General features: G+C 69.2%; 12 protein-coding genes. 4 read left to right on the top strand and 8 right to left on the bottom strand.

Going from position 1 to position 16,350, the window contains the following annotated elements:
- Positions 1-199: 199 nt before the first annotated feature.
- The 8 genes from DEJ30_RS17760 to zapE form a co-directional block, all read right to left on the bottom strand.
- Positions 200-1,039 (bottom strand): hypothetical protein, encoded by an 840-nt coding sequence (locus DEJ30_RS17760; protein ID WP_146238512.1) that lies wholly within the window; start codon positions 1,037-1,039, stop codon positions 200-202.
- A 500-nt stretch (positions 1,040-1,539) separates the two neighbouring features.
- Positions 1,540-2,289: a hypothetical protein gene (locus DEJ30_RS17755; RefSeq protein WP_111090866.1), complete on the bottom strand. Its 750-nt coding sequence runs from the start codon at positions 2,287-2,289 to the stop codon at positions 1,540-1,542.
- 16 nt (positions 2,290-2,305) lie between these two features.
- The gene (locus DEJ30_RS06745) at positions 2,306-4,306 is read right to left on the bottom strand and encodes a hypothetical protein (protein WP_110859600.1); all 2,001 of its coding nucleotides are present in this window, start codon (positions 4,304-4,306) and stop codon (positions 2,306-2,308) included.
- Entirely contained in the window at positions 4,303-4,662 is a 360-nt protein-coding gene (locus tag DEJ30_RS06740) for a DUF6507 family protein (protein ID WP_110859599.1), read from the bottom strand. The genes DEJ30_RS06745 and DEJ30_RS06740 overlap by 4 nt, the downstream gene beginning before the upstream one ends.
- 45 nt (positions 4,663-4,707) lie before the next feature.
- Positions 4,708-5,064 carry a hypothetical protein gene (locus tag DEJ30_RS06735; RefSeq protein ID WP_110859598.1) on the bottom strand — a complete coding sequence of 119 codons (357 nt, stop codon included), beginning with the start codon at positions 5,062-5,064 and terminating at the stop codon, positions 4,708-4,710.
- Positions 5,061-6,122 carry a DUF6177 family protein gene (locus tag DEJ30_RS06730; protein WP_110859597.1) on the bottom strand — a complete coding sequence of 354 codons (1,062 nt, stop codon included), beginning with the start codon at positions 6,120-6,122 and terminating at the stop codon, positions 5,061-5,063. The genes DEJ30_RS06735 and DEJ30_RS06730 overlap by 4 nt, the downstream gene beginning before the upstream one ends.
- Before the next feature lie 97 nt (positions 6,123-6,219).
- Complete coding sequence (locus DEJ30_RS06725; protein ID WP_110859596.1) at positions 6,220-7,494, bottom strand: ammonium transporter; 1,275 nt, start codon at positions 7,492-7,494, stop codon at positions 6,220-6,222.
- A 210-nt stretch (positions 7,495-7,704) separates the two neighbouring features.
- The gene (gene zapE / locus DEJ30_RS06720; RefSeq protein WP_110859595.1) at positions 7,705-8,727 is read right to left on the bottom strand and encodes a cell division protein ZapE; all 1,023 of its coding nucleotides are present in this window, start codon (positions 8,725-8,727) and stop codon (positions 7,705-7,707) included.
- Positions 8,728-8,867: 140 nt separating this feature from the next.
- Here zapE and DEJ30_RS06715 point away from each other — a divergent pair, with 140 nt between their 5' ends.
- The 4 genes from DEJ30_RS06715 (at position 8,868) to DEJ30_RS06700 (ending at position 16,251) form a co-directional block, all read left to right on the top strand.
- Positions 8,868-9,779, top strand: coding sequence for a sulfurtransferase (locus DEJ30_RS06715; protein ID WP_110859594.1), 912 nt, complete (start codon positions 8,868-8,870; stop codon positions 9,777-9,779).
- Positions 9,776-10,234, top strand: a complete 459-nt coding sequence (locus DEJ30_RS06710; protein ID WP_027465483.1) for a SufE family protein — start codon at positions 9,776-9,778, stop codon at positions 10,232-10,234. The genes DEJ30_RS06715 and DEJ30_RS06710 overlap by 4 nt, the downstream gene beginning before the upstream one ends.
- A gap of 147 nt (positions 10,235-10,381) precedes the next feature.
- Positions 10,382-15,730 carry a DUF6531 domain-containing protein gene (locus DEJ30_RS06705; RefSeq protein WP_146238511.1) on the top strand — a complete coding sequence of 1,783 codons (5,349 nt, stop codon included), beginning with the start codon at positions 10,382-10,384 and terminating at the stop codon, positions 15,728-15,730.
- On the top strand, positions 15,727-16,251 hold the full coding sequence (locus DEJ30_RS06700; protein ID WP_110859592.1) for an Imm26 family immunity protein: 525 nt from the start codon (positions 15,727-15,729) through the stop codon (positions 16,249-16,251). The genes DEJ30_RS06705 and DEJ30_RS06700 overlap by 4 nt, the downstream gene beginning before the upstream one ends.
- Positions 16,252-16,350 lie beyond the last annotated feature (99 nt).

The following is a 16,350-nucleotide window of genomic DNA, read 5'->3' as shown; positions in this document are numbered from 1 at the left end:
CGGCATCGTCGAGAAGTGCGGCAAAGCGCTCGTCCGTCACAATGCAGTCAGGCTCACCGCCTCCGAGTTGATCGATGGCCTCGATTTGCCGACGTCTTTGCTTGACAGTGCTCAGGATCTCGCCGCGGTCCTTGACAGCAGGTTTCTCAAGCGACCAATTCCTGAAGTCGTACCAGGAGGAGTGGTCCCGGAGCGCTTCTCAAGACTTCACGACGTTCGCGATCTCCTGGTCCGCGAGCTGGTCGATGAGCGACAGCAGCACGACGACGTTGCGATGGAACGCTTGGTCGTTGCTGATCGCGTCTCGCGACGGGCCACCCTCGTCCGAATTCAGCTGCGCCGGCTCGTCGACCACACCAGCTGCCGCCGCATCTCGGAGTAAGCGCATCATCTGACTCACCCGTGTCGATGCCAGCAATTCACTGTAAACCGCTTCGGTGATCACATCACGTTCCAGTACGGCATCTCGATCATCGCCGAGCAGCTGGATCGTGTCACGGACCATTTCCCGGACAATCGACCAGTTCGGGCTGCTTCCGAGCGGCTCGAGTCGCGCGTCCCACCTGTCAGAGAAGTGCAGCGGAGATGCGCCGAGACGCTCGATGAGCCATGGTGGTGTCGTAGCCGCAGGCCGCGGATGCATCACCATGTCTTCTCGCAATTCCGAATTCTCCACCGGCAATGAGTCCACGAGCTGTCCATCGATGTCGATCAGCAGTGGCCATCGGGGCTCGTCGTCCCAGGAGAACTCGAACTGGTAAGCACCACTTGAATCGAGGCGCAGCCGCCCTGTGAACCAGGCACCCTGTTCTGGTTCGGCCATGACTTCGCGCAGACGACTCCACGCCTCGAATTCCGCGAGGTCAGCGGGAGGGGTGTGAATGACTGCAACGCCAGTGTCGACGGCCCGCTCGATCCGCGCGGTCACGCCGAGACTGACGAAGACACTCGTCGAACGTTGCCACCCTGATCCCAGCCGGTCGAACGTGAGGATCGCGAGCGCATTCTGTTGGTCGATGACGTCAGATACAGAACTCAATCGGCGAGGCCTCCGGCCCTTGTTGCCGCCTCATGCGAGACGTGGTTCGTGACGCGGACTTGATGCAGGTGCTCGACACCGTCCCGTCCCCAGTGGATCAAGAATATCGACCCACGATCAGCGCGACCAACATGCTGTATCTCCAGGCTCAGGTACACCGAGGTGTTCGGATCTTCCCGCCGATGATCATGCGCTGCTACCGGAATCGAGGATATTCCGGATTTCGGATCGGATTGTGATCGCGGAAGCCTCCGAGAAGACTTCGAGTGCGTCCCGCAGAGGGGCAGGCGCATCGTCGTAGTTCATCCCCACGACGGGTAGAACGCTGCTGTGAGCAGACCGCCCAGCGACGAGGATGTGCGACGGAGAGTCGCCGCATTCCAGGCACGTGGGTCCGGGGTGATCATCGCCCGCGGCTCGCCGGCCGTTGTCCCTCGAAACACGATCTGCCGAATGGTCTGGCCACCGCTACGCGCCGTCATGCGAGTCCACGACTGCGATCAAGAAGAGATGATGAGGCCGCCGGCATCCTCGATGACATCGGCGGTCGCCACGATGCTCGCCACTGTTGTCACCAAGTCGTCGGAGTCGTCATCGATCATGAGCCACGTGCCCCCGTCCGCGACCGTCGTCTTGGCTGCCGTCGGCAGGTCGATCGCGGACAAAACGGGACTGTGGTCTCCGCGGAAGAAGTTGGTCAGACCGATGAGGGTTGCAAATCGTTTCTGACTCCGGTTGGCGTCGCGCACGGAGACCTGCGCGAGATCGGCGTGCCAGAGTTCGACGAGTCTCCGGACGACTTCGGCCTGATGCTTTCCGAAGGAGTCCCGGAGGTCTACTGACGCTCCTGGTTCGAGCGCCCGAAGTGACACTGCAACTTCGTTCACGATGTGCCGAGTCACCGACGCGCCGACATGCAGTCGCAAGGAGGCCCCGACACCCTCGCTCGGCATGCTCACCAACGTCACACCGTAACCGTCTTGAGGAAATGGCTGACCATCATGGTTACGCGCAACTCCTCGTTCGATGAGGAGCTCGACATCGGAGTCGGCGAGCTCGTCGACACGCGAGCCGTCCGCGTCTTGGGAGGAGGGGTCGAGGAGGGTCCAAGGGCCAGCGAATGGCGGTCCGCAGAGCGCCAACACCTTCAATGACTCTCGCAACGCCGCAATCACCCCAGTTGCGTCGAACGACCGGGTTCCCCACTGGACCCGGATCGAAGGCTGCTGCGTGGTCCAGATCGAGGTCAATTCTTTCCGTCCGTCGTCATGGCATCGACCGAATGATCACATCGACGTCGAGCCGTTGGTCGACGAGCGTGTCATCGAGGAGTTCGCCGAAGCGTCTGTCCGTCACGATGTATTCTAGTCGGCCGCCACCGACGTCCTCGATCGCTTGAAGCTGCCGGCGGATGTTCGACACCACCTTGTCGATCTCAGCGCCGTCCTTCGCGAACAACTGCTCGGGCGTCCACTTCTTGAACGTGTACCAGAACGAGTGATCGCCCTTCGTGTCCATGAAGACGCGTTCACCGGCCTCCACTCGGAAGCCGTCCAGGGCTACCTTTCTCCCGTCATCGGTCCGGATCACGAGTTCCGGCACAGTTCCGTCACCTGGTTGGTGAATCCCGGTGAAGTACTGCTGCTCGGCCATTCCGGGCTTGTTGCGCTTCAGCAGCTCCCACGTCGCAGTCGCGTGATCAGACTGGAGTTCCACGCGTCCGATGACCGGCTGGTCCCCCGGAGCGATCGCCGTGTGGGGGTCACGAGCAGGCGGCGCGGCTGGTTCGACCACCTGATCACCGTGTCCACCCCTGTGTGTCCCCGACGGCTCAACGTGATCCGCCACCGAGTGCAACCAGTGCCCACCCGAACCCGGGTTTCCCACCTCGATGTGCGGCCGTCCGAGCCCCACCCCGAACCCGTCCGGCGTCGCCATGGCGTGCTCGACGCTGACCTTCACGGTCGGGATCTTGTCCCCGAGCCCCCGGAGCGCATCCGCGAACCCGCCACGCCCGCGCGCCAGCAGGTCCGAGACCCCCGACAACGCCTTGCCCGGCAGGCTCGACAGCGCATCCCCGACCCGCACGATCGTGGTGCCGGCGGCAGCGACCTTGGACCCGATGAGCGCGAGCTTGCTGCCGTCGGCCCCGAGCACCGCGAGCCGCGACCCGAGCGCCGCGATCTTCGCGCCCGCGCCGATCTCGCCCGCGCCGGGGATGAACAGCGTGCCGATGTTGAACGCGGCACCACCGGCGGCGTGTGCGGGGTCGTCCCGCCAGTCCTCTGGCGACCCGACGAAGCCCTCGACGAGGGTCTTCTGCTGGTCCATGATGTTCCGCGCGGTGTCGCCGACGACATCCGGCAGGACGCCCTTGGGGAGCGCCGCGGCGATCAGCAGCGGCGGGCTGCCCAACAGGACGATCAGTCCGAGGGACTCCGCGAAGCCCTTCCAGGACTGCGCCGCCCAGTCGCCGTCGCCCCACTCGCCGGTCTGCGAGTTGTACCCGATCAGTCCGCCGAGTCCCTCGACCGTGCCCTTCGCGGCGTCGTACACGCCGGAGTCGAACGATTCCTGGCACGACTGGTCACCGCGCCCGGTGCTCCCCCACGGCATCGGTTCGTTCGCCCTGACGGCCGCCGTGTAGTCGACGGCCTGCACCGGGGCCAGGCACATGTCGGTGCGCAGCCCGTTGATCGCGTTGACACACTCGGCGGAAGCCGCGGAGAGCTTGGTCTCCTGCTCGGCGACCTTGGTGAGCAGCTCGTTGTTCTCGTCGACGTACGGCGTGTACTGGTCCCACGGCAGGTGCACGTCGTCGAGCACCTCGCCGAAGTTCTGGACGAGCCCGACGATGCCCTGGTTGGCGGGGTGCTCCGGGTCCCACGGGCCGACGGTCTTGCCCTTCAGCGCCTTCTCGACGAACTTCTCGGCCTCGGCCTTCAGCTCGACGAGCCGCTTCGCGATGGGCGCGACCGCCGTCGCGTAGTCGCCGATGAACGTCGACGCCTTCTGCAGGGTCGCGGCGAGTGCGGCGGTGTCGGTCTCGACGCCGTCCATGACCGCGAGCAGTTCGGTGGAGTCCGGCGTGGTGTAGCTGCTGCCGAGCTTCGCCCAGGCGGTCTTCACCTCGCCGCCGCGCGTCTCGACGTCGGTGGCCGACGTCGAGAACGCCGTGCCGGCGGTCTCGACCTTCGCCGCGTCGATGTTCGCGCCGGGGATCGCGTCCGGGTCGATCAGGCCGTCGGCGCGGCACTGGCCGCTCACTGGTCACCACCCAGGTCGAAGGCCGACAAATCACCGGTACTGGAGGCCCGGATCGCGTTTGTCTGCGCCGTCGCGGCCATCTCCTCGTCACCGTGGTAGTAGGCGAGGGTCGCGGTGGCAGCGCCGGCCAGACCGGCGGTTATGTGGTTGCCCACGCGGGTCAGGAGGGCCGAGTGGCTCTCGATGAGTGCCGCGACGGCGCCGGCAACCGCCTGGTCGTCGCCGACGGCGGTCGTGAGCGCCGCGTGCGCGTCGGCGAGACCGTCGAACGCGGTCGAGAGGTTCGTCGCCGCGGTCTCGGTGTCGGTGAGCGTCGTCTGCACGCCCGCGGGCTCGATCTGCCAGCCGTTCCCCATGGCTCCCCCTGGTCGTCGTCCCGCTCGGTCAGAGCGATCGCGTGGTCAGTGCACGGCTCGGGACGCAGCCGTTCCCCCGGCGGCGTCCGCGATGCTGTGCACGATCCGCTCGGCCGTCCCCCGGAACGGGGGTTGCGCGGCCGTGTGGATCTCGGTCCACCATAGCCGATCACCCGCCACCGACAAGGGTCCGGCGAGCAGCCGCTCCGCGTCGGTGACGCTGTCGAGCCGGCGGGACTGGAAGAGCGTGAGGAGCACCACTCCGTCGTCCGACACGAGCTGTAGCGCATCGCCCAGCCAGAGCTGGCGGATGCCGAGCGTCGGGTCGACCGCAGCAGCCCCGGTCAGCACGGCAGCGGCATCCACGTGCTCGGCGCTGAGGATCGTCCACTCGGCGCTCATCGGTCCGCCCCGAACCCGAGCAGTTCGACGGCACGGGGGCCGAGCACGGTGCCGAGCTCGGCGAGCCCCCGCCAGCGGGCCTCCACCTCGGCGCCCCCGGTCAGCCCTGCGGTCGGCGGCGAGAAGTCGAGCAGCAGCGACGGCACGCGCGGCGTCCCGACCGGCATGGCACCCACCGGCAACGAACCGGTGTCGACGCCGAGGTCCCGCACGGCGGCGGCACCGACGACCGCTCCGAGGGGGACGGGCATGCCGCGCTGCCGAGCGGCGAGGGTCGCGTCTGCGTGCCCGCCCGACCGCCACGCCGTCGCGAGCAGCACTCGCTGTCGACGCGCGAGGTCGGCCAGGACGTCGACGATCGGACCCTCCACCGGAGGCGAGTCGTTCCCGGGGACCGGCACCGTGCCTCCCGGCCGTGGCAGTGCCAACCGTGTCTCCTCGGTGACGCCCGTCGCGGACCGCTCGATGCGGAGCTGCACCGCGGCGAACCCACCGTCGACCGGGGCGACGGCGACGAGCCGGGTCGGACGGGGCGCGCGCCCACGGGCGAAGTCCGTGACGGCGTCGACGCGCCACGCGAGCGTGGCCGGCTCGACCGTGCCCCAGGCGGTGGGCACGCTGCCGGCGATTCCCTCGAGCAGGAGCTCGGCGGTGCGGCCGATGCCGGCCTGCCCGGTGGCGGGGTGATGGACGGACACGATCAGCTCGACCCACGGGACCTCGTCGGCACCGAGCCGGGTGGTGCGCGGCGAGGACTGCGGAGCGAGCATCGCGGTCGCGACGTCGTCGACGACCTCGGCGGAGCCGGCGGCGCGGTAGCGGTCGCCCTCGCGGACGACCCACGCGCTGCTCGTCCGCCGGAGCATCGCGAGCATCGCCGGGGTGACGCGGCTGGTGGGCGGCGTGAGCAGCACGCACGCGACGTCGGCGGCCCGTGTCTCGAGCACCAGGCCCATGCGGGCGGACGACAGCGACACGACCGCGGCATCGGTCTCGGAGACGACGAAGCCGGGCCCGACGGCGTCGACGAGCGGGTGCGCGAGGGTGACGTCGTCCACGCCGGAACCCTACCGGTCGGGCGCGGCCCGGCACACGACGACGGGCCCCGCGCTGCTGTGTGCGCGGGGCCCGTCGTCGTGTGGTGCTGGAGCGTGTCTAGCGGACGCTGACCGGGCTGTCGTCGGTCTGCTCGTAGAGGACGTAGCCCTCTTCGCCGTGGACGGCGGTGTCGATGCCTGCGACCTCGTCCTCGGTCTTGACGCGGAAGCCCATCGTCTTCTCGATCGCGAACCCGATGACCAGGGCGAGCACGAACGAGTAGACGCCGACGGCGAGGGCTGCTGCGGCCTGCTTGCCGAGCTGCTCGAACGAGCCGGAGTAGATCAGGCCGGTGTCGTTGGCGAAGAAGCCGAGGAACAGCGTGCCGAAGATGCCGCCGACCAGGTGGACGCCGACCACGTCGAGCGAGTCGTCGAAGCCCAGGCGGTACTTCCAGTCGATGGCGAAGCAGCAGACGATGCCGGCGAGGAAGCCGAGCAGGATGCCCCAGCCCGGGGTCAGCGCGGCGCAGGCCGGGGTGATCGCGACGAGGCCGGTGACGGCACCCGAGGCGGCACCGACGGAGGTCGCCTTGCCGTCCTTGAGCTTCTCGATGAGCAGCCAGCCGAGGATGGCGGCGGCCGGGGCGGCGAGGGTGTTCACCCAGGCGATCGCCGCGATGCCGTCAGCCGCGCCCTCGGAGCCGGCGTTGAAGCCGAACCAGCCGAACCACAGGATGGCGGCACCGAGCAGGACGAAGGGTGGGTTGTGCGGCTTGTGCGCGCCCTTGGCGAAGCCGACGCGCTTGCCGAGCACGATCGCCAGGGCGAGCCCTGCGGCACCGGCGTTGATGTGCACCGCGGTGCCACCGGCGAAGTCGATGACGCCCCACGTGGCGGCCCAGCCGGAGGTCAGGTTGAAGACCCACGAGGCCACCGGGAAGTAGACGACTGTCACCCAGACGCCGGCGAAGACCATCCACGCGCCGAACTTGGCGCGGTCGGCGATGGCGCCGGAGATGAGCGCGACGGTGATGATCGCGAACGTCGCCTGGAACCCGACGAAGGCCATCGACGGGTACGCCGCCTGGATGTTCGAGGACTGCGCCTCCTCGAAGGCCTGGCCGAGCCCGATCTGGTTCCAGTCGATGCTGAAGAACCCGACCACGCCGGAGACCGCTGTGCCGTCGCCGTGGTTGGCGAAGGCGATCGCGTAGCCGTAGACCACCCAGAGCACGCTCACGAGCGCGATCGCACCGAACGACATCATCATCATGGAGATGACGGACTTGGCCTTCACCAAGCCGCCGTAGAAGAAGGCCAGGCCGGGTGTCATGAACAACACCAGCGCAGCCATCACCAACACGAACGTCGTGTTGCCCTGATCAAGCATCTGCTCACCTCTCGATTGCACGAGCGGCTCTTGGACCGCCTCGGGTGTCACAGAGTCTGGCGAGGCGAGGTTTCACGAGGGAGCACGAACTGTTTCGCGGATGTAACGCGACCGCGCCGTTTGTAAACGTCGTGTTTCCGCCGCCCCGATGTCCCCTGCGCGAGGGGCAGGAGACCGCCGTGGACAGATCGGTCTGACGGCGAGGGACGCTCAGGCGCGGGTGAGCGCCACCACGCGGGACGCCGCGCGCAGGTACTTCTTGCGGTACCCGCCCTCGAGCATCACGTCGGGGTACACCTGGTCGAGCGGGGTGCCCGAGGCGACGATGCGCACCTGAGCGTCGTACAGCCGGTCCACCAGGGCGACCCAGCGCAGCGCGTCGGTCTGGTCGGTGAACGCCCGGACGTCGGTGAGCCCGACGGCGTCGAGGTCCTCGACCAGCGCGACGTACTTCGAGGGGTGCACGGAACCCAGGTGCGCGACCACCGCGCCGAAGTCGTCGAGCGTCACGGTGCCGGACGGCAGCGCGGCGGGCACGTCGGACACGACCTGCGCCGACTCGTCGACGGCACGTCGGCGGTAGTCGAGGCCGTCGATGCGCATGGTGTCGAAGCGGTCCGACATCGCCTGGATCTCGCGCAGGAAGTCCTGGGCGGCGAAGCGTCCCTCGCCCAGGGCTCCCGGGGGCGTGTTCGACGTCGCGGCGAAGCGGGTGCCGGTCTCGGTCAGTTCCTTGATGAGCCGGGTCATCACCATCGTGTCGCCCGGGTCGTCGAGTTCGAACTCGTCGATGCACACCAGTGCGGTGCCGCGGAGCAGGTCGACCGTCCCCTGGAACCCCAGGGCGCCCACGAGCGCGGTGTACTCGATGAAGGTGCCGAACGTCTTCCGCCCGGTGGCCGCGTGGTAGGCGGCTGCGAGCAGGTGGGTCTTGCCGACGCCGAACCCGCCGTCCAGGTACACGCCGGACTTCGCTGCGGGCTCCGCCGCCTGCTTCCGGCGCCCGAACAGCCCGCGCCGCGGGGCGTCCGCGGGACCGGCGGCCACGAACGCGGCGACGGCGTCGCGGACCGAGGCCTGCGAGTCGTAGTCCGGGTCCGGCCGGTACGAGTCGAACGACGCGTCCGTGAACTGGGGCGGGGGCACGAGCGCCGCGGCCATCTGCTGCGGGGTCACCCGGGGATCACGGTCGACGAGGTGAGCGGGCAATCGGGGAACCCTTCCGGGAAGCATGTCGTGGGGTGTCACGTTGCGTCAGGGGCACGGTACGTCCGCGTACCGTTGCCCACAGGCACCGACGCCCGATCCTAGTCCGGCGCCAGCAGCACGCTCCCCAGCACCACGCTCCCCCGCACCCCCTGGAGGTACCCCCGATGACCGCACCGGTTGACCCGTCCGAGAAGTTCGCCGCCTACGCGCACCCGGAGCGCCTCGTCTCCACCGAGTGGCTGCAGGAGCAACTCGACGCCGGGGCCGGCGCGCCCGACCTGGTGGTCGTCGAGTCCGACGAGGACGTCCTGCTCTACGAGACGGGGCACATCCCGGGCGCCGTGAAGATCGACTGGCACACCGACCTCAACGACCCGGTGCAGCGCGACTACATCGACGGTGCCGCCTTCGCCGAGCTCCTCGGCGGCAAGGGCATCGGCCGTGACACCACGGTCGTGATCTACGGCGACAAGAACAACTGGTGGGCGGCGTACGCCCTCTGGGTGTTCACCCTGTTCGGCCACGAGGACGTCCGCCTGCTCGACGGCGGTCGCGGCAAGTGGATCGCCGAGGACCGCGCCCTGACCACGGACGAGACCCTGGTCACGCCCGTCGAGTACCCCGTCGTCGAGCGCCACGACGAGCCCGTCCGCGCCTTCAAGGACGACGTCCTCGCGCACCTCGGCAAGCCGCTCATCGACGTCCGCAGCGCCCCGGAGTACAGCGGGGAGCGCACGACGGTGCCCGACTACCCGGAAGAGGGTGCGCTGCGCGGCGGCCACGTCCCCACCGCCGTGAACATCCCCTGGGCGACGGCCGCAGCCCCCGACGGCACCTTCAAGTCACGCGACGAGCTCGACGCCGTCTACCGCGACGGCGCCGGCATCGGTGACGCCGACGAGGTCATCGCCTACTGCCGCATCGGTGAGCGCTCGAGCCACACCTGGTTCGTCCTGCAGCACCTGCTCGGCTACGACAACGTCCGCAACTACGACGGCTCGTGGACCGAGTGGGGCAGCGCCGTCCGCGTCCCCATCGTGCAGGGATCCGAGCCGGGTACTGTTCCGAACCGATGAACGCCAGCACCGACGCACCACTCCCCGCCACCCTCGCCGAGATCCGCGACGACTTCCTCGCCCTGGGCCAGAAGGACCGCCTGCAGCTCCTGCTCGAGTTCTCGAACGAGCTGCCCGCGCTGCCCGAACGCCTGCAGGGACACGAGGACGAGCTCGAACGCGTCGAGGAGTGCCAGTCCCCCGTCTTCATCACCGTGACGGTGGGCGAGGACGGCGACGCCCCGGACGTGGTCCGGATGCACGCCACCGCCCCGCGCGAGGCGCCGACCACCCGCGGCTTCGCCTCGATCCTGGCGCAGGGACTGTCCGGCCTCACCGTCGAGCAGGTGCTCGCCGTGCCGACGGACTACCCGCTGACCATCGGCCTGTCCGAGGCGGTCAGCCCGCTGCGGATCCGCGGCATGGTGGGCATGCTCGGACGCGTCCAGCGGCAGGTGCAGGCGGCGGTCGCGTAGACGCGACCCGTTGACGGACAGGAGGCGCGGTGCCAGCTGGCACCGCGCCTCCTGTCCGTTGCTCGTTTCGGATGCATGCGGTCCTCTGGCATTTCAGTCGCTGGCCGTGACAGGATGGGCCGGTCAGCACCATGGGGGGAATTGACGATGGCGAAGATCCACGGGAACGATCCGACCGGCTACTCGTACAGCGCGGCGGACACGCTCAAATCGGCTTCGACGGCGCTCGCGTCGTCGATCGGCGGCCAGTCCGGGTCGCGGTCGTCATCGGTGACGACCGCGAGTGCAGAGTTCCGGGGGTACTTCTCCGAGGTCTTCGCGGACAACGCCGACATCGGTGCGCGCAGCGCGACGAAGCTCGTCGAGTCGTTGCAGAGCCTGTCGGGGTTCGTGCAGGAACTCCGCGACGCCGCGGAGGACGAAGACGACCGGCGGAAGCAGGCGAAGGCGTGGGACGCCCGCAAGCGAGAACGCGAGGAGAACTTCTTCGTCGGCGCCGGACACGAGATCTCGACCTGGTTCGGCGGAGGTGACGACCCGAAGCCCCCGGAGCCGGAACCGGAGCCGCGTCTGCAGGCGGACGAGGTCAGCGTCAAGGGGCGGGAGATCCCCGCGGGTGGTGGGACCAGCGGTGGGACGTCGTCGGCCGTCCCCGAAGACCTCCGCTCCTTCGAGGCGAACACCCGCACGCTCGACTCCGACCTGTCGGGTGCCGTCTCCACGTTCCGCAACGCCCTGAGCGACTACGAGGCCGAGTGCAACCCCTGCTGGGGCACGCTGAACGCCCAGTCGCTGCTGACCGCCGTCAACGACTGGCTCACCGCGAACGGGCAGGACGCCGACTGGGCGGGCACCGTCGCCGCGCAGTTCGAAGCCGCCGGTGGTGGTGCCGGGCCCGCGACGCTGTCGGACGCGGCGATCGCGGCGGCCCTGTCCGCGGCGGGGATCGACGCCGGACGTGACGACTTCACCATCGGACCGTTCTCGGCGATGGGGACGCCCCCGACGAACGGGTTCGCCGACGATCCCGTCAACACCGCCACGGGCAACTTCCTGGAGCCCGAGACCGACCTGTCGTTCGCCGGGCAGTCGGCGTCGCTCCGGCTCACCCGGATGTACAACTCGCTCGACGGCCGTGCCGGGGTGTTCGGGCTCGGGTGGTCCTCGATCCTCGACACCCGTCTGGAGATCACCGACGACGCCGCGTCGGTCGTGCTCGACGACGGCCGGCAGGTCGACTTCCCGCGGCAGGGCGACGGCTGGGACCGCGCGGTCGGCGAGGACCTGTGGCTCCGGGCCGAGGGGAACGCCCTCGTCGTCCAGGACAACGCCGGCGGTCACTGGGAGTTCACGCCGTCCGGACTGTGGTTGCGCAGCGGCCGTGGAGCCGGCACCACCGTGACTGTTCGGCGTGACGAGCAGGACCGCATCACCCGCCTGTCGCACGTCTTCGGACGGTTCATCGACGTCGAGTACGCGGGCGACCGTGTGGCGTCGACGACCGCCTCCGACGGACGCCGCGTGGAGTACCACTACGACGATGCTCGTCGACTCGTCCGTGCGACGGACGCCGTCGGCAGCCGTCGGTACCGCTGGAACGACGACGGGCTGATCGACCGCGTGACCGCTGCCACGGGTGTGGTCGAGTGCGAGAACACCTACGACGCCCGTGGCCGTGTCGTCGAGCAGCGCACGCCGTTCGGACGGCGCGTGCGGTTCGCGTACCTGCCGGGCCGCGTCACCTCGGTCTCCGACGTCGACGGCGACCACACCAACACGTGGATCGCCGACCGCAAGGGCCGGGTCGTCGGGATCATCGACACCGACGGGCGGCGTCAGTCGATGTCGTACGACCCGCACGGCAACCTCGTCTCGGTGACCGAGCGCGACGGGCAGGTGACCGTCCACGGGTACGACGAGCGGGGACGGCGCGTCCGGACCGTGACACCGGAGGGCGCCGACCTGACCTTCGGGTACGACGAGCAGGACCGCATGACCACGGTGGTCACCGCGAACGGCGGGGTCGTCGAGTACGAGTACGCGGGCGACGACCGGAACCCCTCCGTCGTCATCGACCCTGTCGGCGGTCGCACGCTGCTCGAGTGGCGGGACGGCCTGCTCGTGGGGACGACCGATCCGATGGGCGTCGTCGTCTCCTTCCACCACGATGCGTCCGGTGAGCTCACCGGGGTCGAGAACGCCGTCGGCGACACCGCGCAGTTGGTCCGCGACCCCGGTGGCCGGATCATCGAGGCGGTCACACCGCTCGGCAACCGGACCCGGTACCGCTACGACGCCGCCGGCCTGCTCACCGCGCGTGAGGACCCGGACGGCGGGCTGTGGCGGTTCGAGCACGGCGACGGCGGTCGGGTCACGGCGACGATCGATCCGACCGGTGCCCGCACCGAGGTCGCCTACGGCCAGCACGGCGAGATCGTGTCCACCACGGATCCCCTCGGTCGCGTCGTGACGAAGGACTTCGACGCCTTCGGCAACGTCTCGTCGATGACCCTGCCCGACGGTGCCGAGTGGGCGTTCGTGCACGACGCGCTCTCCCGACTCGAAGCCGTGGTCGACCCGGCCGGCGGCACCTGGACACGCGAGCACGACGCGGTCGGAGCCCTCGGCGCGACGGTCGACCCCACCGGTGTCCGCACCGAGGTGGGGCGCTCGCGCGCTGACGGCGTCTCCACGGTCCGGGACGCCTTCGATGCCGTGTCCGTCACGACCGACGAGTTCGGGCGCCCGACCCGGCTCGAGCACACAGACGCCTCCGCCGAACTCACGACGTACGACGCCTGCGGCCGACCGGTCGAACTCGTCGACGCGGACGGTGGACTCACCAGGATCGAGCGTGACCTGGCCGGACGAGTCGTCGGTGTGACCACTCCGGCGGGCCGCACCACCCGGTACGAGTACGACGCGTGCGGCCGCCCGGTCAGCGCGATCGACCCCGCCGGCGCACGCACCACGCTGACCTACGACGCCGATTCACGGGTCGTCGCGCGCACCCTGCCGACCGGCGAGGTCGCCCGGACCGAGTACGACCGACAGGGTCGGGTCGTCCATGCAGACGTGCCCGGGGTCGGCACCGCCCGGTACCGGTACGACCGCGTGGGCCGGGTCGTGTCGGCGCGCGACACCCGTTTCGGCCAGCGGACCTTCCGCTACGACGCCGCCGGACAACTCATCGCCGCGGTGAACGGGCTCGGCGGCACCACCCGGTACGAGTACGACCAGCGTGGGCGCCTCGTCCGCAGCATCGATCCGCTGGGTGGGGTGACTTTCCGCACGTACACGCAGCTCGACAAGGTGGCCTCGTCCACCGATCAGCTCGGTCGCACGACGACGGCGACCTACGACGCGGCCGGGCGCCAGCTCACCCAGACGGACCCGGACGGCAGCGTCCTGCGGTGGGAGTACGACGCGGCCGGGCGTGAATCCGCGCAGTACGCCGGTGACCGGTTGATCGGCCGCATCGACCGCGATGCGCGTGCTCGCACGGTGACGATCACCGACGAGACCCGTCCCGACTCCCCCGCCACCCACGTCCTCGAGTTCAGCCGACTGGGCCGGCTCGTCCGCCGTGCCACCGGCGCGCGCGAGACCAGGTGGACCCACGATGCCGACGGACTCCGCACCTCGGTGCAGTCCCCTGACGGGTCCACGACCCGGTACGAGCACGACGCCACCGGACGGGTCGTCCGCGTCGACCACTCGGCCTTCGGCGAGGTCCGGTACGAGCACGACGCGGCGGGGCGGCTCCTGCAGGCCCGCGCCGGCGATCAGCTGCAGACCTGGGAGTACGCGAACGGACACGTCGTCCGGCACGCGCGCATCGACTCTGACGGCACGCACGCCAGCACGATCGAACGCGACGCCGACGGGCGCATCACCCGGGTCGACGGACCCGGTGGGAGCACCACCTACGAGCACGACGATGCCGCGCAGCTGGTGGCGTCCGTCCAGGACGCCCGTCGCACGGACTGGGTCTACGACGTCGCTGGTCGTCTGGCCGAGGAACGGACGGACTCCGGGGCCCGGCGGTTCACGTACGACGCCGCCGGACAGCTGACCAGGGTCGACGCTCCGGACGGGGCGCCCGAGGCGGAGTACGCCTACGACGGCGCAGGTCGACGGGTGCAGGCGCTCCGAGCCGACGGCGTGACGACCACGTACGGCTGGACCCCGCAGGGTCACCTCACCGGGGTGGCGGAGACCACCGCGGCAGGCAGCACCACGACCGACCTCCACGTCGACGCCCTCGGCGAACTCGCCGAGGTCGACGGCGTCCCGATCGACTGGGACACCGCCGCGTTCGCGCCGACCGTCCTCGCAGTCGGTGACTCACCGGTCGTCCGCGCTCCCGGCGGCCTGACCGGGGTGGACGACGGTTGGATCACCAGCGGTCGGCGCACCACGAGGGCAGCCGACGACGCCGACCCGTGGCAGACGCTCGCCGATCTAGAAGGTTCGGCGCTGCCGGGCGGCATCGCGCTCGGCGCAGACGGTTCGCTGCAGGTCGCCGGCCTGGAGTGGATGGGCGCCCGCGCCTACGACCCGTCGTCGCGCGGCTTCCTGTCCGTCGACCCGATCAGCGCGCCCGCCGGAGCAGCCTGGGCCGGCAACCCGTACTCGTTCGCCGGCAACGATCCGCTGCACGCCATCGATCCGCTCGGTCTCGCGCCCGTCACCGACGCCGAGCTCGAGGCCTACGCGGCGGCGCAGCAGGGGCCGCTCGCACGTGCCGCAGCCGCGACCGGTGACTGGTTCGCGGACAACTGGGAGTACGTCGCCGGCGGTGCCATGGTCGTCGCGGGCGGGGTGCTCGTCGCCACCGGCGTCGGCGGTCCGGTCGGCATGATGCTCATCAGCGCCGGTGCCGACACGATCATCCAGAAGGCCACGACCGGCGAGGTGAACTGGGGCCAGGTCGCCGTCAGCGGGGCATTCGGTGCGGTCGGCGGTGGTGCCGGTGCCCTGATCGGGAAGCACCTGCTGGGCAACGCCGCAGAGGGCGCGGTCGAGAACGTCGTGAACTACGCCGTGAGCGGCCAGCCGGTGACCCCCGGTGGCCTGCTCCGGAACGCTGCCGAGGGTGCCGCGACGTCGGCGGCCACCGGCGGCACGATGTCGAAGGTCCACCTGCCGACGTCCGTGGCGAAGCTCGGCGACGAGACGCCGGTACCACCGGGCATCATCTACCGGCGCACGGACATCACCGACGGCCTGAAGCCCTACATCGGACAGACCAAGAGTGAAGACCACTTCCTCCTGCGCCAGGCCGCTCACGCACGAGAACACCCGGATGCGGCGTTCAGATTTGAGAGGATCGACAGGGGGCACCCAGGAGTCGACCTGGACCGTCGAGAAGAGTTCCACATTCGCAACGAAGGCGGACCCACGAACAAGGGCAACCCGGATGGCGGCCTGTCCAACAAGCGCCACCAGATGAGCGACAAGCGTTACGACGCGGCAGGAGGAAGCCCGTATTGAGTACGAAACAGCAGGTCTACAGGGTCTCGATCGGCGACATCTTCACAGTGCCCCTCGGCGACGGCAGGGCTGCCCTCGGACAAGTGATCGGCAAGTACAAGAGTTCGTTCTACGTCGTCGTCTTCGATCTGGTCGTTCCTGAAGATGCAGTTCAGAGCCTCGACCTCAGCGAGGTGGCCGCAACTCCGCCACTCCTGGCCCGGATGACGTTCGACGCCCGATTCCGACCGGGGATGTGGCAGATAGTGGGCAACCGCGCTCCGGATCAGGCACGTTTCCTGCCCGCCTACAGCTTCGGATCAGACGACTACGACGGAGTCCGGGTGACGAACTTCGACGGAACGAGAATGCGCCGGGCAACGGGACAGGAGGCTACCCAGGTCCCGCGGCTCACGATCGATTCCCCGATCGTCCTCGAGAAGGCGGTTCGTGCTCACTTCGGTCTGGAACCGTGGCTCCCGGCCTACGACGAAGTTCGATATCGTCCAACTCCTACGTCGTCCGAATTGTTCGGCGACTAGCAGTCCGTGAACGACGATCCTGAATCAACCAGGGAGATCATGATCTGGATGAGGAAGAGGAACGTCGACCGTCTTGAACTTCCGGGGTTCACAGATGCG

Origin of the sequence: Curtobacterium sp. MCPF17_003 (assembly GCF_003224385.1) — a bacterium.
In the GTDB taxonomy this organism is placed as follows: domain Bacteria; phylum Actinomycetota; class Actinomycetes; order Actinomycetales; family Microbacteriaceae; genus Curtobacterium; species Curtobacterium flaccumfaciens.
Note: the sequence above shows the minus strand (reverse complement) of the source record. Positions and strands in the feature narration are given on the sequence as shown.

Bases quoted from the DNA above. Each gene is read 5' to 3' on its own strand.
- DEJ30_RS06740 (WP_110859599.1), bottom strand. From the start codon at position 4,662: ATGGGGAACGGCTGGCAGATCGAGCCCGCGGGCGTGCAGACGACGCTC.
- DEJ30_RS06735 (WP_110859598.1), bottom strand. From the start codon at position 5,064: ATGAGCGCCGAGTGGACGATCCTCAGCGCCGAGCACGTGGATGCCGCT.
- DEJ30_RS06725 (WP_110859596.1), bottom strand. From the start codon at position 7,494: ATGCTTGATCAGGGCAACACGACGTTCGTGTTGGTGATGGCTGCGCTG.
- zapE (WP_110859595.1), bottom strand. From the start codon at position 8,727: ATGCTTCCCGGAAGGGTTCCCCGATTGCCCGCTCACCTCGTCGACCGT.
- DEJ30_RS06715 (WP_110859594.1), top strand. From the start codon at position 8,868: ATGACCGCACCGGTTGACCCGTCCGAGAAGTTCGCCGCCTACGCGCAC.
- DEJ30_RS06710 (WP_027465483.1), top strand. From the start codon at position 9,776: ATGAACGCCAGCACCGACGCACCACTCCCCGCCACCCTCGCCGAGATC.
- DEJ30_RS06705 (WP_146238511.1), top strand. From the start codon at position 10,382: ATGGCGAAGATCCACGGGAACGATCCGACCGGCTACTCGTACAGCGCG.